We start from the raw sequence: 20,475 nt of genomic DNA, 5'->3' as shown, positions 1-20,475 counted from the left end.
CGCCACGTTTTAATGAGTTCGAATTTACCTTTCGCTTGCGGGCTGGTGGCAGCATGGCTGCTGACGGCGGACATGCCGCCAGCGCTTTTTCGGCTTTTTGTAGAGAGTTCGTCCGATGATGAAATCCATCCTGCTCGCAGCAGCATTGCTTGGCGTTTGCGCCACGTCCGCCCTCGGCGACGACCGTTATGCCACTCGTCCACCCGTCGTGCTGAGCCCGGATCTCGCCGCGCCGTGGATCATGCAGCTCGGCGGGCGAAATGTACGCCCGGTCGTCTACCAGCGCCCCGTCGTCTACCAGCAGCGCGGGCTTTTCGCGCCGCGCGCCACCCGTCGCGTACCCTCGGCGCTGACCCAGCCGGTTTCGGCGATCAACCCCGGCGTTCCTGTCATCCGCCATCAGATCGAACCGCAGTATCTGCCGCAGATGGTCAACTACGAGACCAAGGAGAGACCGGGAACGATCGTCATCGATACCAACAACCGCTTCCTCTATCTCGTCATGGATGGCGGCAAGGCGCGGCGCTATGGCGTTGGCGTCGGCAAGCCAGGCTTCGAATGGGCCGGCGTGCACAAGATCACCCGCAAATCCGAGTGGCCGGACTGGACGCCGCCATCGGAAATGATCAGCCGCGAAGCCGCCAAGGGCCACTATCTCCCGGCGCGGATGGACGGCGGCCCGGAGAACCCGCTGGGCGCGCGTGCGATGTATCTCGGCTCGACGCTCTACCGCATCCATGGCACCAACGCGCCCTGGACGATCGGCAGCGCCGTGTCTTCCGGCTGTATCCGCCTGCGCAACGAAGACGTGGCTGACCTTTACGGACGCGTAAATGTCGGCACCCGTGTCATCGTCATGTAACGGCCAAACATCCGGCCAGATTAGCCGAGAATAGACGCTTCTTCGGGCGCAAATTGAGGGGCTCGTAAACGCAACACTTTGAATCGGATCGAAGTTCGGCTAGCTTCGGTCCGATTTTTGCTTTGAGGGGAATCACATATGATGAAAATTACGACGGCCTTGGCGGCCGCCGGGCTTGTGCTCTCTTTCCTGTCCACGACTGCCAGCGCACGGCCAAATGCTCCTTTGCAGTCGGGTGCTCCTGTTGTCCGCGTGGCGCAGATGCCGAAGACGGTCAAGCCGCAGTTCAAGCGCCAGCACGTTCGCCTGGTGACAGACGAAGCTCCCGGTACGATCATCATCGATACCAACAACAAGTTTCTCTATCTCGTTGAAGGCAAGAACCGCGCGACCCGCTACGGCATTGGTGTCGGCCGCGAAGGCTTCGGCTGGTCGGGCGTGGTGAAGATCGGCCGCAAGGCGGAATGGCCGGGCTGGACGCCTCCGGCCGAGATGCGCCGCCGCGAAGCCGCCAAGGGCCACATCATTCCTGCCTATCAGGAAGGCGGCGAAGACAACCCGCTCGGCGCACGCGCAATGTACCTCTACAAAGGCGGCCAGGACACGATCTTCCGCATCCACGGCACAAACCAGCCCTGGTCGATCGGCCTCAACATGTCTTCAGGCTGCATCCGCATGATGAACCAGGATGTCATGCATCTCTACGATCGTGCGCCTGTCGGCACGAAAGTGATCGTCGTCGGCCCCGGCGACAAGCAGGGCGAAGTTAGCTTCGACGATCGCGGCATCGACGTGCTGCGCACGCTCTTCGGCGGCTGATAGAAGATCAAGGCGGCGGGTTTCGACCGGCCGCCTACTTCGAACCGCAGCTGACCTTGCCGCTTGCGGAAAGCGGCTTGGTCGCACCAACCGCGGTCAGCTCGTAGGTGCCCGAGAAGGCAGCGCCCTTGCCGCGTTCGCTTGCTGCGACGACCAGATTGATCGTCTGCTCGCCGGCGTTCTCCCCACCATCGTAAAGCACTTCCAGGCGAAGCTCGCCGGCGTGAGACCAGCGATTGGTCAGGCTGTCGGAATCAAGCGTGATCTTCTTCAGGGACTGCGGCGCGTCGGCGCTCTTCAGCATGATCGCCCCCCGGAAATGGTTGAGCTTGTGGCCGCCATCGGCCTCGAAGCCGCTTTCGACCGTGAAACGCACATCCTTGTCGTCGGCCGAACAGAAGAAGCGGCTATCCGCATGAGCAGCCTGGGCAGCGCCGAGCAGGACCGCCAGCGCAAGGATTGTACGACGCATTTCCATCTCCTGAATCGCCGGTGATCGGCTGCGCTAACGTTGCGCAATATCTCTTAATTTTTCAGGTACGTCGCCGCCGTGCGCCCAGTCGAGAAGCTCAACGGTGTGGAGGATGGGGATGGAGGTCGCGGTTGCGATCTGCGTCATGCAGCCGATATTGCCCGTCGCAATGACATCGGGCCTGGTCGCCTCGATATTCTTGACCTTGCGCGCCTTCAACGCGGCCGAAATATCGGACTGCAGGATGTTGTAGGTGCCCGCCGACCCGCAACAGAGATGGCCTTCCGCGGGCTCGCGCACGGTGAAGCCCGCAGTCTTCAGCAACAGCTTCGGCGCTGTCGTGATTTTCTGGCCGTGCTGCATCGAGCAGGCGGAGTGATAGGCGACCGTCAGCCCCTTCGGCATTTCGGCTGGAATATCTAGTGAGGCAAGATACTCGGTTATGTCTTTCGCCAGTTCGGAAACACGCCGGGCTTTTTCCGCATAGGCAGGATCGAGCCGCAGCATATGGCCGTAGTCCTTGATCGTGGTGCCACAGCCGGACGCAGTGATCACGATGGCATCCAGACCGCCGGTCTCCACCTCGCGCATCCAGACGTCTACGTTGGCGCGGGCGCTATCGAGCGCCTGTTGCTCGCGACCCATGTGATGGACGAGCGAGCCGCAACAGACTTCTCCCTGGGGAACAATGACCTCAACGCCGAGGCGATTGAGAAGCCGGATGGTGGCTTCGTTGATCGCGGGATCGAGCACGGACTGCGCGCAACCCGTGAGGATCGCGACGCGGCCGCGTTTCTCGCCGGCTGGCTGATGCAAGCCTGAAGTTTCGAGCTTGGAGGGTCCGGGTATCGCGCTAGGTGCAAGGGCGAGCATCGCGGCAAAGGGCTTGAGCGCGGGGCTCTTTTGCAGAGCGCCGGCGAACGGGCGGCCAAGTCGGGCAAGCTTGAGGGCGGCACGGAACCGGGCGGGATAAGGCAAGACAGCGGCCAGCAGACTGCGGATCAGTCGATCGAGGAACGGGCGCTTGTAGGTTTTTTCGATATGGACCCGCGCGTGGTCGACCAGATGCATGTAATCGACGCCTGAAGGACAGGTCGTCGTGCAGGCGAGACAGGATAGACAGCGATCGATATGGGTGACGACCTCGGTATCGGCAGGTCGATCATTCTCGAGCATGTCCTTGATCAGATAGATCCGGCCTCTCGGGCTATCGAGCTCGTTGCCAAGGGTCACATATGTCGGACAGGTGGCCGTGCAGAAGCCGCAATGCACGCATTTGCGCAAGATGCGTTCGGACTCCGCGACATGCGGATCTTCCAACTGAGCGGGGGTGAAATTGGTCTGCATGGCTCAGCTCCCCGCCATCTTGCCCGGGTTCAGGATACCGGCGGGATCGAACTTCTCTTTCAGTCGGGCGGACAGGAGCTCCACCGCTTGCGGCTGCGGCTGAAATGCCGCGGTCGCGGCGCGCATCCGTTGCGGTGCCCGCAAGAGCGCGGCATGACCGCCGCCGAGCGCCTTCAGAAACCGGCGGACAAGGTCAGCCTCGGCATCGGCTTCCATTCGCATCCAGACCAGACCACCCTGCCAATCGTAAAATGCGTCGACACCGGTCTCCAGCCGCAGTGCCGCGACGAGCTGATGCCCGACGCTCGGCGCGGTCGAGACCCGCCATACCGGCCGCGGCGTGCCGTCCGCATAGGGTAGAACATCACGAATTTCCCGCCACAACTGCACGCTCTCGTCCCTGCTGAAGCGCGTGACCGTGCCGAAGGCAGCCATCGCGGCGGCGAGCTTCGTTGCCCTCGCTTCGACAGAACCGGGCAGCCCCTCGATGCGCAGAACGGTCGCCTCGCTCCCCGGCAGCGTTCCGTCGAGGAACTTCCAGGTCACGGTCATCGGCAGGTGCGCGGCACCGGATACCTCGACCGGCAGAGCCATGGCCGCTGCCATCGCAAGCGCGGCCTCGGCATCATTGAGGCCTTCGATCGCGACGGTGGCCTCGTCTTTCGGCCTGGGCGGGACGCGGAAGGTGACTTCGGTGAGGAAGCCAAGGGTGCCGTAGGAGCCCGCCATCAGCTTGACCAGATCAAGGCCGGTGACGTTCTTCATGACGCGGCCGCCCGCCTTGATCGCCTCGCCCTTGCCATTGATGAAGCGGACACCAAGAAGGCTGTCGCGTGCGGCACCCGCGATGAAGCGGCGCGGGCCCGATACATTGGCGGCAAACACACCGCCGATCGTCGGCTCGCCTGTCGTTGCCATTACCGGCCGGTGATCCATCGGTTCAAACGCCATCATCTGCCCGTTGCGGGCAAGAGCGTCCTCGATTTCCGCCAGAGGCGTCCCCGCCCGGGCGGTCATGACCATCTCGCCCGGATTATAGGCGACGATGCCAGCAAGGTTGGTGGATCGCAGGCGGCTTTCGGCCTCCACCGCGTTGCCAAAACCGGAGCGGGTGTCGCCGCCACAGATCGCGAGCCTCCGGCCGCTTGCGGCATGCTCACGCACGATGGCGGCAGCATCCTCTTCGCTGATAGGAAACAGATCGATCATGCGGCGGGGCGTCCCTCGAGCGGGAAGACCTTCGACGGGTTGAGTATCCAGCCCGGATCGAAAGCCGCGCGCGCCGCCATCTGCTGTGCCAGATCCGCCTCGGAAAACTGGTGGCGCATGAGATCGCGCTTCTCGATCCCGACCCCGTGCTCACCGGTGAGACAGCCGCCGGCATCAACACAAAGCTTCAGGATGTCCATCCCCGCAGCTTCGGCGCGGGCAGCATCCTCGGGGTCGTTCGCATTGAACAGGATCAGCGGGTGCATGTTGCCATCGCCGGCATGAAAGACGTTAGCGACGCGAAGCCCGTAGCTGTCGACGATTTCGGACGTCCGCTTCAGCACGAAGGACAACTGGCTGAGGGGAACCGTGCCATCCATGCAGATGTAATCGGCGATGCGGCCGGTGGCGCCGAAGGCCGACTTGCGGCCCTTCCATATCAGCGCCGCCTCGGTTGCCGACTGGCATTCGCGTACGGTCTTCACGCCATGCTTGCGCGCAATCTCGACGACGTTCGCCAGCATGTCGTCCATTTCGGCTTCCGACCCCTCGACCTCGACGATGAGGAGCGCGCCGACATCCAGAGGATAGCCGGCGCCGGCAAAGGCCTCGCAGATCTCGATCGCCGGCTTGTCCATGAATTCGATGGCGACCGGGATGATGCCGGCCGCGATCACGTCGGAGACACACGCGCCTGCCTCCTCCGAGGTCTCGAAGCCGAAGAGCACGGGACGCGCGCCTTCCGGCTTCGCGATCAGCCGGACCGTCGCCTCGGTGACGATGCCAAGCTGACCTTCATGGCCGCAGACGAGGCCGAGCAGATCGTAGCCGGCCGCATCCAGGTGCTTGCCGCCGAGATCGATGACGGTGCCGTCGGTCAAGACCATCCTGACGCCGAGCAGATTGTTCGTCGTAACGCCGTATTTCAGACAGTGCGCGCCGCCGGAGTTCATGCCGATATTGCCGCCGATCGTGCAGGCAAGCTGGGAGCTCGGATCGGGAGCATAGAAGAAGCCATCGGCGGCAACGGCGTCGGAGATATTCAGGTTCGTCACGCCGGCCTGCACGACGGCGGCACGGTTCGGCAAATCGATATCGAGGATCTGGTTCATCTTGGAAACGCAGACGACGACAGCATCTTCCTGCGGGATCGCGCCACCCGAAAGCGAGGTCCCGGCGCCGCGCGGAACCACCGGCACGCCATAGCGATGGCAGTATTTCATGACAGCAACCACTTCGGCGGTGCTGCGCGGCAGGGCGACCGCCAGCGGCACGCGCCGGTAGGACACAAAGGCATCGGTTTCGAAAGGAACCAGCCCGCGCGCTTCGTGGACGAGGCATTCGGGCGGCAGGAGGTCGGCAAGATCGGCCACGATCTGCTTGCGGCGAGCGATCACATCGGCACGGGGAGCGAGAAATGAAATGGCGTCCGACACGGCTCTCTCCCTTGCCTGGCAGCGGCGAAATCCTGGCGCATCCTCCCTGCGCGCAAGGGCTTCGGCTTAGCACTTTCCCGATTGCGGCGCAAATGCTAAGCACTTATGCCAAAAGAATAAAATATCAGGGTAACATGACCAATCTGGGTGATCTCGAGATCTTCGCCAAGGTCGCGGCGACAGGCAGCATGTCGCTTGCCGGGCGGGCACTGGGCTTTTCGCCGGCCGTCGTTTCAAAGCGCATAAAGCGGCTTGAAGACCGGTTGGGAACACGGCTGCTGCAGCGAACGACGCGGCAGATTTCGCTGACGGAAGCCGGACAGGGCTTCTATGACCGTGTTCTCGGCATCCTCGCCGGGCTTGAGGAAGCCGAGTTCTACATTTCGGGTCGCTCGGCGCAAATGCACGGGACGCTGAAGGTTTCCGCCCCGACATCCTTCGGACGCATGCACATCGCTCCGCATCTCAAGGCATTCATGGAGGAGCATCCGGAGCTGGCGATCAACCTCGTGCTCAGCGACGAATTCAGCGACATCGTGGGCGGCGGCTTCGACCTCGCCATCCGCATCGCTGAACTCACCGATTCCAGCCTCGTGGCGCGGCGCCTCGCTCCGGTGCGCCGGCTGCTCTGCGCGTCCCCGGATTACGTCGCGACCCACGGCATGCCTCAGAGTATCGACGAATTGAAGCAACATCGCTGCCTGCCCGCCCACAACAATGATGTCTGGCGGCTCGAAGGACCGGATGGTGCGCTCTCGATGCGGCCGGAAGGAATGCTGGTGACCAACTCCAGCGAGGTCATCCGCGAGGCTGTCATCGCCGGGCTCGGAATTGCCCTTCGCTCGACCTGGGACATCGGTGAGGAGCTGAAACAGGGGCGATTGGTGCAGGTGCTTCCAGCTTACGAAGGATCCCGCAATGTCACCCTCTCGGCGGTCTATCCAAGCCGCCAGTTCCTGCCGGCAAAGGTTCGGCTGTTCATCGACTATCTCGCAGAACTCTACGGTCCGACTCCCTACTGGGAGCGATGATTGAACGGTGGCGTCATCCGGCAAGCCGCTCGATGACGAGGTCGAGCAGCGCGCGCAGCCGAGCGAGCCGTCTGATGTCGCGGTGATAGCCGAGCCACGTATCGCGGCCGGGCGGTGGCTCTCCGAGATCGACCCGCTCGATCGTCGATATCGCGTCGCCCAACGGGCGCGGCAGGACGGCAAGCCCGGCGCCGCCGGCACAGAGGCTTGCCTGCACATCGCGATTGTTGCTGCGAAGCACGATGTCCGCCTTTGGCAGGAGGCGCTTCAGCCATTGCACATCCGGCATGCTTTCAAACGCTTCGTCCATGACGACGAGACGCGATCCCTCACCATCGAAGGCGACCGGGTGATCGATGCCCTTTCGGACATAGAGGCCATATTCGATGCGTAACAGCCTTCGCGAAATCACGTCCGGCTCCGAGAACGGTGCGATGCGGAAGACGAGATCGGCCTCGCGACGCGACAGGCTCAGCAGGCGGCTGTCAGTCAGCAACTCCACCACCACCTTTGGATAGGCCTGCGAAAACTCAGCCAGAACCGGCGACAGGACATGCGTCCCGAACCAGTCGGACGACGAGACGCGCAGAAATCCGCTCAGCTGTCGTCCCTGCCCGACGAGCTCGCGTTCCAGGGAAAGCGCTTCCTCCTCCATGCGCTCGGCGCGGGAAAATACGATCGACCCCTCGTCGGTGAGGACGAACCCGTCAGGTGTTCGCTGAAAGAGCGTTTGCCCAAGCGACGCCTCCAGCGCACGCAGCCGCCTTCCCATGGTCGGCTGCGTCAAACCGAGCGTTCGGGCCGCCGCGCCGAGCGTGCCTGACCTGGCGATCGCCAGGAACACTTTCAGATCGCTCCACTCCATCCCACCGCCAAACAATTTTGCATGAATTTCAGACAATCTCTTTCATTTCCATTCCGTTTTCAACGGTCCATCTTGTTGCCATCCAACGAAAAGGAAAAACCAGATGTCCACGGAAACTATGATGAAGGCCGCGTTGCTTGACGCCCCAAATGCAGACTTCCGCCTTGCCGAGGTTGCCCGGCCGGTCGCCGGCGAGGGCCAGGTGCTGGTGCGGATTGCTGCAAGCGGGGTCAATCCGCTCGACACCAAGATCCGGGCCGGCAAGGCGGCGCACGCCCGTCATCCGCTTCCCGCTGTTCTCGGAATAGACATGACCGGCATCGTCGAAGCCGTCGGCCCAGGTGTTTCGGGCTTTCGCCGCGGTGATGAGGTCTATGGCATGACCGGTGGCGTCGGTGGCGTCCAGGGTTCGCTGGCAGAGTTCGCCGCCGTCGACGCACGACTGATCGCGCCGAAGCCGCACAATTTCTCGATGCGCGAGGCCGCTGCGCTGCCGCTGATCGCCATCACCGCATGGGAAGGTCTCGTCGACCGCGCCCAGGTGAGATCCGGCCAGCGCGTCCTCGTCATCGGCGGCGGAGGCGGTGTCGGGCATATCGCGGTCCAGATTGCCAAGGCGAAGGGCGCCGAGGTCTATGCCGTCGACAGCGCCGGCAAGGCGGAGTTTCTCCGCAGCCTCGGTGGAACGCCCATCGATCGAGCCACGGAAAGCGTGAGCGACTATGTTGCGACCTACACCGGCGGCCGTGGGTTCGATATCGTCTATGACACGGCAGGCGGGACCGGACTCGACGACGCTTTTCAGGCCGTCGGTCGATTTGGCCATGTGGTGACGGCGCTCGGCTGGGGCACGCACGCGCTGGCGGCGCTCTCCTTCAAGGCTGCGAGCTACTCCGGTGTCTTCACGCTGCTGCCGCTGCTGACAGGCGAAGGCCGCGAACATCACGGAGAGATCATGAGAGAAGTGACCAGGCTTGCCGAAAGCGGAAAGCTGGTTCCTAAACTCGATGACCGGCGGTTCGGCCTTGCGGACATCGCCGCAGCTCATGCCCAGATCGAGAACAAGCAGGCGAACGGCAAGCTGGTGATCGATATCGCCTGATGCGATCCGGCTTCTACCGTGCCAGATCGAGGTAGGCGCTGGCGACGGCAGCGTCGATGTCGGCAGGCACCGGCACGACGCAGGCATCAGCACCTGCGCCGCGCCGGGCGATACGTTCGAGGCACCTGGCCTGAAGCGTGAAGCCGAGATCCATCGATTCCACCGAATTGCCGAGTGGTCGCGGGCCGGCTAGATTGGCCATGTGGCCGCCGCCGAGGATATGGATCGCACGACCATCCTTCAGATGCAGGGTTTCGATGCCATCCACCGCGTAGACGCTACGGCCTGCGACGTCGGGATGGTTGCGGAAGGCGGCAACGTCGATCTCGGTCGGGAAGTGCCCGCCATTCATCAGGATGACGCCATCTTTCAACAGCGGCAGATCCTTGGCGGTGACGATATCGGGGTGACCGGTCACTGTGACCAGTACGTCGGCAGAGCTGATGGCCTGTTCCCACAGCGGCGTCAGAAACCCGTCGAGATGGGCTTCCAGCAACGTCACGGGGTCGATATCGACAACGCTGACCTGCGAGTAGGCGTTCCGGAAGCAGGCGGCGGTGCCCTTGCCGCAGGCGCCGTAGCCGAAGACCGTCACGCGCTTGCCGTTGGTGGAGCGGTTGGTGAAGCGCATATAGCTCTCGAACAGGCTCTGGCCGACGGCGTGCCTGTTCTCCGCAAACTGCTTGATCGGGCTGTCGTTGATGACAAGGATCGGCATGCTGAGCTTGTCGCGCAGCGGCATCAGCCGGGTGCGGCCGGATGTCGTCTCCTCGGTGCCGCCGAGCAGCTCCGGATAGGGACGCTCCGCGGCGATGGCGAAGAGATCGCCGCCATTGTCGAGCAGCAGATCCGGCTTTTCGGCAATCACTGCCTCCAGGCTTTGGTGATGGGCCTCGGCGTCCGTCGTCTGCGTGGCGAAAACGGTGAGGCCCTCGGCGCGGAGGAAATCAACGGTTGCCGGCTGCGTACTGTTGAGGTTGCCGGTGCAGACGAGACGCGCACCCCCGGCCTTCAGCGTCATCAGAAGTGCCACCGTCTTCGGCTCAAGATGGATGCCGGTTCCGATCGTCAGCCCTTCGAAAGGTTGCGTTTCACGAAATTCGGTCGCCGTAGCGTTGAGCAGACGGCAGCTGCCGCCGATCCAGTCGATGCGAGTTGCCTGTCTTTCCATGGTCGTTCCTTTCGCGGTCGGCCATTGTTAAACGGATCGGCGTTTGAAAGGCACGGACATTTCCGTTTCTCGACAGAAAAAGCGTCCCCAATCCGGCCACCAACATTAGCCGGCAACCTTTTTTGGGCGGATAAGCCGTAGAATCACCACAGTATTCAGATATCGGTGCATCATCAAAAAGCGCGATTGATTGCGACAAGGCAAAGGAACATATTAGTTCCTGTGCATGCGACGGAATCAGACTATTCGATGACGGTTTCCTTAAACCGAAATCAAAACGAAACCATTTATTGGTATGTTTGAAGCCTCCCGCGAAAGCAAAGCAATAAACAGGGATCGCGCAAGCTTCCTGCAAGATACTGACAGGACGATAAACACAGCAAACCGTAAAGGTGACCCGACCATTGACTCTTCTTACCCGCCTGGCCTCCGATGTGCAGCTCATGTTCCGGCGCCCCCCGCGCCAGCAATATGCCGCGCTTTGTTACCGGGTAAGCAAAAAGTCCGGTTCGCTGGAGGTCCTGCTGCTGACGAGCCGTGACACCGGCCGCTGGGTGATCCCGAAGGGCTGGCCGATGGACGGTAAGACCTCCTACGAGGTGGCCGCCCGCGAAGCCTACGAGGAAGCCGGCGTCCGCGGCACGGTCGAGAGCGAAACAATCGGCTGCTATCACTATCCAAAGGTTCTCAAGAACGGTCTCAAGGTGACCTGCAAGGTTCAGGTGTACGTGCTCGAGGTTTCGACGCTGGCGAAGAACTTCAAGGAGAAGGGCGAGCGCCGCACCGAATGGGTGTCCTGCGAGGAAGCGGCGAAGCGCGTGCAGGAGTCTGAACTCAGCGCCTTGTTCCTGCTGTTCAAGCGGCGCATGGCCGACAGGCTGACACAGTCCATGCCGGAGCAAATTCCCGCGGAATGAACGCCACCATCTTGCGCTGCCGGACTCGGCAGCGTTAAAGCAGCGTTCAACAACAGGGAACAGCATGGCGGACCGTCCAACAGTCCTCAGGAAACGAACGCTCGACAAGGATCTCGACAAGCTTACGCATGTCGAGGATGCGTCGAAATACGTCTCGCGCAAGCTGATCGCCCCCGGTATCGGCATGGTGTTCCTTGGCCTCGCCATGCTGTTTGCGGGCGTCTACGTTCTTGATCGTCCTGGCGCCGGGCTGGTCATCGCAGCCGCCGCGCTTGCCGCGTACATGGCCATGAACATTGGCGCGAACGACGTGACCAACAACGTCGGCGCTGCTGTTGGCGCCCGCGCCATCACGATGGGCCAAGCGCTTATCATCGCCGCCATCTTCGAGATCCTGGGTGCGACGATATCAGGTGGCGAGGTCGTGAAGACGATCTCGTCGAGCATTGTCGATGCGGTCCAGATTCCGGCCGGCACGCTCGGCTGGATCATGATGGCGGCGCTGATGGCCGCCGCATTGTGGATCAACCTCGCGACCTGGATGAATGCGCCAGTCTCGACCACGCACTCCATCGTAGGCGCGGTTATCGGCGCCGGCATCGGCGCTGTCGGTCCGGAGCCCGTCAACTGGCGTGTCATGGCGGAAATCACCTCAAGCTGGATCACCTCGCCGTTGATCGGCGGCGTGATCGCAGCAGGCCTGCTCTACCTGGTGAAGACCTTCATCATCTACCGCGAGGACAAGATCTCGGCCGCAAAGCGCTGGGTGCCCGTGCTGATCGCGATGATGATCGGCGGTTTTACGAGCTACATGGTCCTTCAGCTCGAGACCGCCCATAGCTTCTCGTCACTGACCATCGTCCTGTTGGGTTTGGCGGCCGGAGTGCTTGGCTGGCTTGTCGTCGCCCCGTTTGTGCGCAGGCAGGCGGAAGGACTCGAGAACCGCAACAGTTCGCTTCGGGTTCTCTTCCGGCTGCCTCTGATCGGATCGGCGGCCCTGCTTTCCTTCGCCCATGGCGCAAACGACGTTTCCAACGCCGTCGGGCCGCTATCGGCGATCGTGCGCGTCTCTATCGGGCATCCTCTCGGCGAGAGCGTGGCGCCGCCGCTCTGGGTCATGCTCATCGGCGCCTTCGGCATCTCGGTCGGTCTATTGCTGTTCGGCCCACGCCTGATCCGCCTGGTCGGTGAACAGATCACCAAGCTCAATCCGATGCGCGCCTACTGCGTCGCATCGTCGACCGCGTTCACGGTTATCGTCGCGTCGTGGCTCGGCCTCCCCGTCAGTACCACGCATATCGCTGTCGGCTCGGTCTTCGGCGTCGGCTTCTTCCGCGAATGGTACACGCGTCACTCCAAGCAGCGGCTCGCCTATCTCAAACGGCGAGCGGAGGTCTGGGTGATCGACGAGCCCGAGGACCCGAATACCCACGAGGTCCGTCGCCGCTATCTGGTCCGCCGCTCGCATTTCATGACGATCATCGCGGCCTGGGTTATCACCGTGCCGGCATCCGGTGCGCTTGCGGCGGTGCTTTACTGGCTTATGGTCTTCCTCTTCGTCTAAGCGGGATATTCTTTATGCGCGCCAATTTTCGGATGCAGCGGCTCTTCGTTGACGCACCTCTGTCGCTCGGCAACGGCGTGGAAGTCAGCGCCGACCAGTACAACTATCTGGCCAATGTTCTGCGCATGGCCGATGGCGCCGAGCTTCTCGTCTTCAACGGGCGGGACGGCGAGTGGAAAGCCCGCGTTGCGTTTCCGACGCGCAAGCGCATCGTGCTTGTGCCGGAGGAACAGACACGGCCGCAGCCTGCGCCTTCAGACCTGCATTATCTCTTTGCGCCGCTGAAGGTCGGCCGCCTCGATTATCTTGTCCAGAAGGCGGTCGAAATGGGCGCCGGCGTTCTGCAGCCTGTGATGACGCAGCATGTTCAGGGCAAGATCACCAGCCTCGACAAGCTGAAAGCCAACGTCATCGAGGCCGCCGAACAATGCGGGATCCTCGGCATCCCCGACGTTGCCGCCCCTGTCCGGCTCTTCGATCTCCTCGACACGTGGCCGCGTGAGCGGCGCATCATCTATTGCGACGAAGGCGATGCCGGGCAGAATCCGCTGCCGCTTCTCGCCAAGGTGTCCGAGCGCAAGCTGGCATTGCTCGTTGGGCCCGAGGGCGGCTTTTCGGAAGAGGAGCGTGCGCGGCTTCGCAGCCTGGACTTCGTGACCGCAATCCCTCTCGGGCCGCGAATCCTGCGTGCGGATACCGCTGCGGTTGCAGCACTCGCCGTCATTCAGGCGTCAGTCGGCGACTGGAACTGAGGGCCGTGATATTCCGAGCAAAAGCGGCTACTAAATTTTTGAAGAACCGTTGAAACAATTTCACTTGCAACATACGTGGGACGGGCCCTAATCACCCTTCCCTATCCGCCCAATTCCGGGCGCCTTCCGATACAGGTACTTTGAATGGCTCGCGATACCACCGACCAGACGCCGCTCTCTTCGGTTCAGGAGCTGACCGATTATCTTGCTGCCGGCAACAAGCCAGAAGAGGCATTTCGGATCGGCACCGAGCACGAGAAGTTTGCCTTTTTCCGGGCAGACAACACGCCTGTTCCTTATTTCGGCGAAAACAGCATTTCCGGCCTGTTGAGGGGCCTGCAGCAGAAGAGCGGATGGGATCCGATCGTCGACGACGGCAACATCATCGGCCTTGGCGCACCGAACGGCATGGGCGCCATCTCGATCGAGCCCGGCGGTCAGTTCGAACTGTCCGGCGCGCCGCTGCAATCGATTCACGAAACCTGCAAGGAATCGAATACGCATCTGGCGACGCTGCGCGAAATCGCCGAGCCGATGGGCATCCGGTTTCTCGGAATTGGCGGCAGCCCGAAGTGGACGCTGCAGGAAACCCCTGTCATGCCGAAGTCGCGCTACGGCATCATGAGCCGCTACATGCCGAAGATCGGCACGCAGGGTCTCGACATGATGTACCGGACATGCACGATCCAGGTGAACCTCGACTTCTCGTCCGAAGCCGACATGCGCAAGAAGATGCGCGTCTCGATGAAGCTTCAATCGCTCGCGACAGCCTTGTTTGCCTCGTCGCCATTTACCGAAGGCAAGCTCAACGGATTGCTTTCCTGGCGCGGCGACATCTGGCGCGATACGGACAACCAGCGCTCCGGCTTGCTCGACTTCACCTTCCGCGATGACTTCGGCTTCCACGACTACGTCGAGTGGGCGCTCGACGTTCCGATGTACTTCATCGTGCGTGACGGGCGCTATCACGACTGTACGCATGTCACCTTCCGGCAGTTCATGAACGGCGCCCTGAAGGGTGAAGTCGCTGCCTGGGAGCCGACCATGGGCGACTGGACCAACCATCTGTCGACGCTGTTCCCCGATGTCCGGCTGAAGCGGTTCCTGGAAATGCGCGGCGCCGATGGCGGACCATGGCGGCGCATCTGTGCGCTGCCGGCCTTCTGGGTCGGCCTCCTCTATGACGACGCAGCGCTCGAGGCTGCCGACATGCTGACCAAGGACTGGACCTTCGACGAAGTGAACGCGCTACGAAACGCGGTTCCTGCCCAGGGTCTGCGAGCCCGGTTCCGCGGCCACGAACTCTATGACACCGCCCGCGAAGTCATGGCTGTCTCTAAGGCTGGGCTGAAGGCACGCGGCAAGCTTAATCAGGAAGGCCAGGACGAGACGATCTTCCTAGGTCCGCTCGACGAAGTGCTGGCCAAGCGCGCCACGCTCGCTGAGGATCTCGTTGCCCTCTACAGCGGTCGCTGGAACGGTTCCGTCGAGCCTGTCTTCACGGAATACCAGTACTAGAGGAACTGCCGAGGAGCAGCGCCGGGTTTCCGGCGCTGGCTGCTTAAAGCCTTCAATAAAAAGCCGTTTGCGCATTCCTTTTTCCGGCTATAGTGACGCAATCATGCGTCGCAAACCGGGGGATTTTCCATGCTGCCACTCTTCGACATGATGATGCAGGCACAGAACGGCGCTGCAATGGACGCGGTTTCCAAGCAATTCAACCTCGCGCAGGAGCAGGCCACCAAGGCGATGGCAGCCCTGATGCCGGCGTTTTCCGCAGGGCTCAAGCGCAACAGCAACAATCCCTATGACTTCATGGGCCTGATGCAGTCGGTCGGTTCCGGAAACTACGCCAAGTATTTCGAGGACATGAGCAAGGCCTTTACACCTCAGGGCATTTCCGACGGCAACAATATCCTGGCGCAACTCTTCGGCTCGAAAGAGGTTTCACGTGCTGTTGCCGCGCAGGCTGCGCAGATGACCGGCATCGGCCAGGAAATTTACAAGCAGATGCTGCCTGTCATTGCCGACACGCTGATGGGAGGCCTGTTCAAGCAGTCGATGGGCCAGATGTCGGCGCCGGTCAATCCGTTCGTCAACACGGCGATGGGCGAGACAATCCAGCGATGGCTGGAGAGCACCGGCTTTGCGCCGAAGGCAAAGGCGGCGCCTGAGCCGAGCATCTTCGACAATCCCTTTACCCAGGCGATGCAGCTGATGTTCAGCGTGCCGAAGCCCGAGCGGGAAAACGCGCCGGTCAATCCATTTCTGGACAATCCGTTCGCCAAGGCATTTCAGGAAATGATGGGCAACGTCGGCAAGCCCGCCCCCGAAAAACAGACCGAACCCAAGGACGAGGGAACGGCAGCCACAGAGAGCTACGTCAACATGCTGAGCACCATGTTCGACAGCGGGCTCGAGGTGCAGAAGAGCTACCAGAAGAACATGGAAGCGATCTTCGAGAGCTATATGCCGAAGCCTTCCTCGCCGGCCCCGAAGGCATAAAAAAACCGGAGACGGCTGGGAGGCCGATCACCGGGCAAGAGGCAGGGTTATTGGCTATCACCCTGCGGGGAAAACTCGCGGAACCTACTCGTCGTTGGTTCGTAGAAGTGCGTTGCGGCCGCGGTTGCGGGCAACACGGGAGAGATCGTCGGACGGATCTTGAAAGAAGGTCGAGGCAAGGAACGCCGACGTCAGATCGGCGCGCGAAAGTCCGATGTCCTTCAGTTGATTGTCGTCGAGATCATGCAGCCGGTTGATATCCATGCGGTTGCGGAAAGCGCGCACAACGGATGCCAGCCATGCATAGACGTTCACGAGACGCTGGGAAGACGTCGTCGTCGTCTGGGTGCAGTCGAGTTCCAGTATCCGGTCTGTCGTGCGCATAGGGTTTCCTTTCGTTAAGCGCGCAACAATCCGCCCCTCCCGCGAGGTCGAGCGGAAAGGAGGAAGGTTGAATTTCTGAAGCGGACAGGCAGGGCGTCTGTCCATACATGCCTGATTTGCAGCCCGAAGATGCCAAACCCCTATTGATCAGTCCAACGAATGTTTCTAATGATTATCATCAGAGAACTTTATGGGTGACCTGATGTCCGCGCCTCTTGATATTGATCAGTTGCAGACTTTCATTGCGATTGTGGATTCCGGCAGCTTCACCAAGGCGGCCGACAGGGTCTACAAGACGCAATCGGCCGTCTCCATGCAGATGCGACGGCTGGAAGAGCGCATCGGCAAACAGCTTTTCATCAAGGATGGCCGCGGCAACCGCCTGACCGCCGAGGGCGAAAAGCTGCTGAATTATGCGCGGCGCATGATCCGCCTCAACAACGAGGCGATCGCGGCCTTCGACGACAACCGCCTCGAGGGAACGCTGCGCATCGGCACGCCCGATGACTACGCCGACCGCTACATGCCTGAAATCATCGGCCGCTTTGCAAAGACGCATCCGAACGTCGAGCTCTACATCGTCTGCGAGCCCTCGGTGGACCTCGCGGAGCGCATGCATCGCGGCGAACTCGATATCGCGCTGGTGACGCATAACCCGCGCGAGCGCATGTCCGATGTCGTGCGGACCGAGCCACTCTGCTGGGTCGGCTCCGCCAACCATCCGATCCGTGACGATGCACCGGTGCCGCTTGCGGTCGGTCGCCGTGACTGCCAGTGGCGCCAGCTTGCCTGCTCGGCGCTCGACGCCGTCGGCCGCGAACATCAGATCCTGTTTACCAGCTGGTCCTGCACCGTGGTCGCGGCCGCCGTTCTTGCCGGCATGGCGGTCTCCGTGATGCCGGAATCGGCGTTGCGCACCGGCATGAAAGTGCTGAGCCAGGCGGACGGGTTCCCCGCCCTTCCCCGGTCCAGATCGGCATCATGAAGCGGCCGGGTGTTTCGATTTCGCTGATGAACGCGATCACGGCGCACATCACCGCCTGCCTCGACAACATCACGCCTGCCGTCGTCGACGACAATCTGGAGCCGGATGTGAAGAACGCCTACGGGCGGGCTCAGCCCCGCCTCAAGGTCGCGAACGTCGTACCGAGCTGGTAGGTCTCAGGCAGCCATCGGAGCGAAGAAGGACGTGCGGATGACGTTCTTCCACTCGTCGAGAATGCGCCGGGCGAGCGATGCTTCCGTCACGACGGCAAGCCGGATCGACGCTCCGATCAGATGGCTGAAGAGATAGGTGCGCGCTTCCATGTCGGCATTCGCGAGTTCGGGAGCGATGCGACGAACCGTATCATGGAAAATCCCGGCGATCCGGCCGCTGTGCTCGATGTTGAGTTTCAGCAGATCCTGGTCGGTCTCCGTTCCCATCCAGATGCCGAGATAGGCGGCATCGTTGCGATAGTCGTCGTAGTGCCAGTCGATGGTGCTTGCCAGCACTTCGAGCGCATCGTCGACAGACGTGACATCGGAAAAGGCGTTTGCAATTCTACACTGGATCGCCAATGCGTTCCGGTCGAACAGCGCCTTAACGATCGCGGCTTTTTCGGGGAAATATTGATAGACGGAACCGATCGGGACATTGGCGGCAATTGCCAACTCCGTCATGCGCATCGCGTTCACGCCCTTCTCGGCAATGATTGTTTCGGCTGCTGACAAGATCAGATCCAGCCGCTGAATACTGCGTTCCTGCTTCGGCTTCCGACGGAGGCCAATGCGATCCAAACTTCCGACCTTCATGTCGTTCCCATTTGTTCTATGTGGAGCGACGGAAGTGGTTCATGCCGGCGCCGTTTGGCCGATATGGCATCTCAGTTCTTCACGACTCGTAAACGCGATAGTTCGGATTGTATGCATCGGTAAAAGCTAAATCAAATCTGCGCGATACACCCGAATTTGGTCTCTGTTGACGCGTGCGTCTGGTCAGGAAAATGCGCTTTTCGGCATGCTAATTCGGGCTCCCGATGGCGGCCGCGGACTGATTCGCTGATGGTCCGGAAACCGGCAACGTTTTCGGACGCTGACCGACGTGTCGCGGCCGCGCGTTTGTCGCTTCGCGGGTTGACCGACGATAATTTCCAGTCGTATCTACCCATGGACAACGATTGGAATAAATTATCATGCTGACCCTTCGACAGATGCGCTACTTCGATGCCCTCGCGACGACGCGCCACTTCGGCCGCGCCGCCGAGATGGTGCACATCAGCCAGCCCGCGCTGTCGACGCAGATCATGGAGATGGAAGACTATCTCGGCGCCAAGCTGGTGGAGCGCACCCGCCAGAGCACGATCCTGACGCCGAAGGGCGAAGAGGTGCTGCACCACGTCCGCTCGATCCTGCATCAGGTCGACCTGCTGGAGCAGACGGCTCGAAAAGGCGGGGGAACGCTGGAAGGGTTGATCCGGATCGGGATCATTCCGACGGTGGCGCCCTATCTCGTTCCGCAGTTCATCCCGCATCTTCGCGCGAGCTACCCTGATGTCGAGGTGGAGCTTCGCGAAGCAGTCACCGATCGACTGATGGCGGATCTCTCGGCCGGCAAGCTTGATGCCGTCATCGCAGCGCTGCCGCTCGACATCGAGGGCATCCAGACACGACCTCTGTTTACCGACCGGTTTTTCATGGCCGTTGCGGATAATGGCGAAGCCGTGCTGATGTCGCCGCTGACCGAACACGAGGTGAATGTCGACCGGCTGCTGCTGCTGGAAGAAGGACATTGCCTGCGCGATCAGGCGCTCGCCGTCTGCAGCGCCGGCAAGCGGAGCCTCGTCAATTTTGGGGCAACGTCGATGGCGACCCTCCTGCAGATGGTATCGCACGACATGGGCATGACGCTGATCCCAGAGATCGCCATTCCGACAGAAACAAGCCGCAACTCCATCCGCATCGTGCCGTTCGCCGATCCGCAGCCCGCCCGCGAGATCGGCCTTGCCTGGCGGCGCAGTACCCATCGCGGCAAAGAGATGGAAGCGCTGGCAGAGACGATCGTTGCCGTCGCCCCTGCTCCGCGCGACGCGGTCGCCTGATCAGGCGAGGTTCTTCTTCAGGAATTCGACCGTCCTGCCCCAGGCGAGATCGGCTGCCTTCTTGTCGTAGCGGGCAGACGACGTATCGTTGTTGAAGGCGTGGTTGACACCGTCATAGACGAAGATCTGGAAGTCCTTGCCGTTGTCCTGCAACGCTTTCTTGTAGGCATCGATGCCGGCGTTGATGCGCTCGTCCAGACCGGCATAGTGGAGCATCAACGCCGCCTTGATGTTGGGGACATCAGCGGCCTTCGGCTGGGCGCCATAATAGGCGACACCCGCTTTCAGCTCCTGCGACTTGGTGGCGAAGTCATTGACCAGCCCGCCACCCCAGCAAAAGCCGATAACCCCGACCTTTCCGTTGGAATTGTTGAGCTTGCTCAGATAGGCAAGCGTCGCTTCGGCGTTCGCCACCGTCGCCGGACGGTCGAGTGCGCTGAACATCTCGCGCGCCTTGTCCTCGTTCTCAGGTGTTCCGCCTTGTGGCGAAAGAAAATCCGGCGCCAGCGCGATGAAGCCCTCGAGGGCCATGCGGCGGGCGACGTCCTTGATGTGCGGATTGAGGCCGCGATTCTCGTGGACTACGATGACCGCGCCGAGCTTGCCCGATGCGTCTTTCGGCTCGACCAGATAACCCTTCATTTCGCCGGATCCGCCGGGATAGGTTACGTCCTTCGCGACCAGCCTGGGATCCTCGGCTGCAATCATCTCCGCGCTCGCCTTGTTGGCGGCAAGCATTGGGGCGATGACCGCCGCCGCGCCCGCGGAGCCGGCCAGCTTCGTCAGCTTGTCCATGAAGTTGCGGCGGTCGAGGGTCAGATGCGTGTATTCGTCGTAGGCGTTGATCATCGCCTGCGTGATTTCCGGCTTGTCCATTTGGGGGCCTCCTGTTCCCTACCCAGAGTTTCCGAGGGAAAACATAGGACAGCCACGGGTAACGCGATTACAAAACTGCGTTA

The 20,475-nt window shown here is 61.6% G+C and carries 19 protein-coding genes and 1 pseudogene; 11 read left to right on the top strand and 9 right to left on the bottom strand.

Annotated elements, in window-relative coordinates; all coding sequences use genetic code 11:
• Positions 1 to 115: 115 nt before the first annotated feature.
• Positions 116 to 862, top strand: coding sequence for a L,D-transpeptidase (locus tag FZ934_RS01120; protein WP_153269557.1), 747 nt, complete (start codon positions 116 to 118; stop codon positions 860 to 862).
• Between the two features lie 138 nt (positions 863 to 1,000).
• A complete protein-coding gene (locus FZ934_RS01115; RefSeq protein WP_153269556.1) occupies positions 1,001 to 1,681 on the top strand; it encodes a L,D-transpeptidase in 681 nt (226 codons plus the stop codon).
• Positions 1,682 to 1,715: 34 nt separating this feature from the next.
• Here FZ934_RS01115 and FZ934_RS01110 read toward each other — a convergent pair whose 3' ends face one another.
• From FZ934_RS01110 to FZ934_RS01095, 4 genes are read right to left on the bottom strand one after another with little or no spacing between them, the layout of a single operon-like run.
• The gene (locus tag FZ934_RS01110; protein WP_153269555.1) at positions 1,716 to 2,153 is read right to left on the bottom strand and encodes a hypothetical protein; all 438 of its coding nucleotides are present in this window, start codon (positions 2,151 to 2,153) and stop codon (positions 1,716 to 1,718) included.
• Between the two features lie 33 nt (positions 2,154 to 2,186).
• Complete coding sequence (gene glcF / locus FZ934_RS01105; protein ID WP_153269554.1) at positions 2,187 to 3,500, bottom strand: glycolate oxidase subunit GlcF; 1,314 nt, start codon at positions 3,498 to 3,500, stop codon at positions 2,187 to 2,189.
• A gap of 3 nt (positions 3,501 to 3,503) precedes the next feature.
• Positions 3,504 to 4,709: an FAD-binding protein gene (locus tag FZ934_RS01100; protein WP_153269553.1), complete on the bottom strand. Its 1,206-nt coding sequence runs from the start codon at positions 4,707 to 4,709 to the stop codon at positions 3,504 to 3,506.
• A complete protein-coding gene (locus FZ934_RS01095; RefSeq protein WP_153269552.1) occupies positions 4,706 to 6,145 on the bottom strand; it encodes an FAD-linked oxidase C-terminal domain-containing protein in 1,440 nt (479 codons plus the stop codon). The genes FZ934_RS01100 and FZ934_RS01095 overlap by 4 nt, the downstream gene beginning before the upstream one ends.
• Positions 6,146 to 6,279: 134 nt before the next feature.
• Between FZ934_RS01095 and FZ934_RS01090 the strand changes: the two genes are divergently transcribed.
• Positions 6,280 to 7,176, top strand: a complete 897-nt coding sequence (locus FZ934_RS01090; RefSeq protein WP_153269551.1) for a LysR family transcriptional regulator — start codon at positions 6,280 to 6,282, stop codon at positions 7,174 to 7,176.
• Between the two features lie 13 nt (positions 7,177 to 7,189).
• Here the strand turns inward: FZ934_RS01090 and FZ934_RS01085 are convergent, their stop codons facing one another.
• Positions 7,190 to 8,041 (bottom strand): LysR family transcriptional regulator, encoded by an 852-nt coding sequence (locus tag FZ934_RS01085; protein WP_153272329.1) that lies wholly within the window; start codon positions 8,039 to 8,041, stop codon positions 7,190 to 7,192.
• A gap of 103 nt (positions 8,042 to 8,144) precedes the next feature.
• Between FZ934_RS01085 and FZ934_RS01080 the strand changes: the two genes are divergently transcribed.
• Entirely contained in the window at positions 8,145 to 9,143 is a 999-nt protein-coding gene (locus FZ934_RS01080) for a zinc-dependent alcohol dehydrogenase family protein (protein WP_153269550.1), read from the top strand.
• Between the two features lie 13 nt (positions 9,144 to 9,156).
• Here the strand turns inward: FZ934_RS01080 and FZ934_RS01075 are convergent, their stop codons facing one another.
• On the bottom strand, positions 9,157 to 10,314 hold the full coding sequence (locus FZ934_RS01075; protein ID WP_153269549.1) for an adenosylhomocysteinase: 1,158 nt from the start codon (positions 10,312 to 10,314) through the stop codon (positions 9,157 to 9,159).
• Positions 10,315 to 10,718: 404 nt separating this feature from the next.
• Between FZ934_RS01075 and FZ934_RS01070 the strand changes: the two genes are divergently transcribed.
• From FZ934_RS01070 to FZ934_RS01050, 5 genes are all read left to right on the top strand, one after another.
• Positions 10,719 to 11,231, top strand: a complete 513-nt coding sequence (locus tag FZ934_RS01070) for an NUDIX hydrolase (RefSeq protein WP_153269548.1) — start codon at positions 10,719 to 10,721, stop codon at positions 11,229 to 11,231.
• Between the two features lie 64 nt (positions 11,232 to 11,295).
• Positions 11,296 to 12,795, top strand: coding sequence for an inorganic phosphate transporter (locus FZ934_RS01065; protein WP_153269547.1), 1,500 nt, complete (start codon positions 11,296 to 11,298; stop codon positions 12,793 to 12,795).
• Between the two features lie 14 nt (positions 12,796 to 12,809).
• On the top strand, positions 12,810 to 13,547 hold the full coding sequence (locus FZ934_RS01060; protein WP_153269546.1) for a 16S rRNA (uracil(1498)-N(3))-methyltransferase: 738 nt from the start codon (positions 12,810 to 12,812) through the stop codon (positions 13,545 to 13,547).
• A 144-nt stretch (positions 13,548 to 13,691) separates the two neighbouring features.
• Entirely contained in the window at positions 13,692 to 15,065 is a 1,374-nt protein-coding gene (locus FZ934_RS01055) for a glutamate--cysteine ligase (protein WP_153269545.1), read from the top strand.
• A 129-nt stretch (positions 15,066 to 15,194) separates the two neighbouring features.
• Positions 15,195 to 16,052: a DUF937 domain-containing protein gene (locus FZ934_RS01050; protein WP_153269544.1), complete on the top strand. Its 858-nt coding sequence runs from the start codon at positions 15,195 to 15,197 to the stop codon at positions 16,050 to 16,052.
• 84 nt (positions 16,053 to 16,136) lie between these two features.
• On the opposite strand, the gene FZ934_RS01045 is transcribed toward FZ934_RS01050, so the two are convergent.
• Entirely contained in the window at positions 16,137 to 16,436 is a 300-nt protein-coding gene (locus tag FZ934_RS01045; RefSeq protein ID WP_153269543.1) for a DUF1127 domain-containing protein, read from the bottom strand.
• Between the two features lie 202 nt (positions 16,437 to 16,638).
• On the opposite strand from FZ934_RS01045, the pseudogene FZ934_RS01040 reads away from it, so the two are divergent.
• Positions 16,639 to 17,594: pseudogene (locus FZ934_RS01040) on the top strand (LysR substrate-binding domain-containing protein).
• Positions 17,595 to 17,597: 3 nt separating this feature from the next.
• Here FZ934_RS01040 and FZ934_RS01035 read toward each other — a convergent pair.
• Complete coding sequence (locus tag FZ934_RS01035) at positions 17,598 to 18,230, bottom strand: TetR/AcrR family transcriptional regulator (RefSeq protein ID WP_153269542.1); 633 nt, start codon at positions 18,228 to 18,230, stop codon at positions 17,598 to 17,600.
• A 380-nt stretch (positions 18,231 to 18,610) separates the two neighbouring features.
• Between FZ934_RS01035 and FZ934_RS01030 the strand changes: the two genes are divergently transcribed.
• Positions 18,611 to 19,516 carry a hydrogen peroxide-inducible genes activator gene (locus FZ934_RS01030; protein ID WP_153269541.1) on the top strand — a complete coding sequence of 302 codons (906 nt, stop codon included), beginning with the start codon at positions 18,611 to 18,613 and terminating at the stop codon, positions 19,514 to 19,516.
• Here the strand turns inward: FZ934_RS01030 and FZ934_RS01025 are convergent, their stop codons facing one another.
• Positions 19,517 to 20,392, bottom strand: a complete 876-nt coding sequence (locus tag FZ934_RS01025; protein ID WP_153269540.1) for a dienelactone hydrolase family protein — start codon at positions 20,390 to 20,392, stop codon at positions 19,517 to 19,519.
• Positions 20,393 to 20,475: the final 83 nt, after the last annotated feature.

This window comes from Rhizobium grahamii (genome assembly GCF_009498215.1).
Lineage (GTDB): Bacteria > Pseudomonadota > Alphaproteobacteria > Rhizobiales > Rhizobiaceae > Rhizobium > Rhizobium grahamii_A.
The sequence above is the reverse complement of the archived record's forward strand: the minus strand, read 5'-3'. Positions and strand labels throughout refer to the sequence as shown.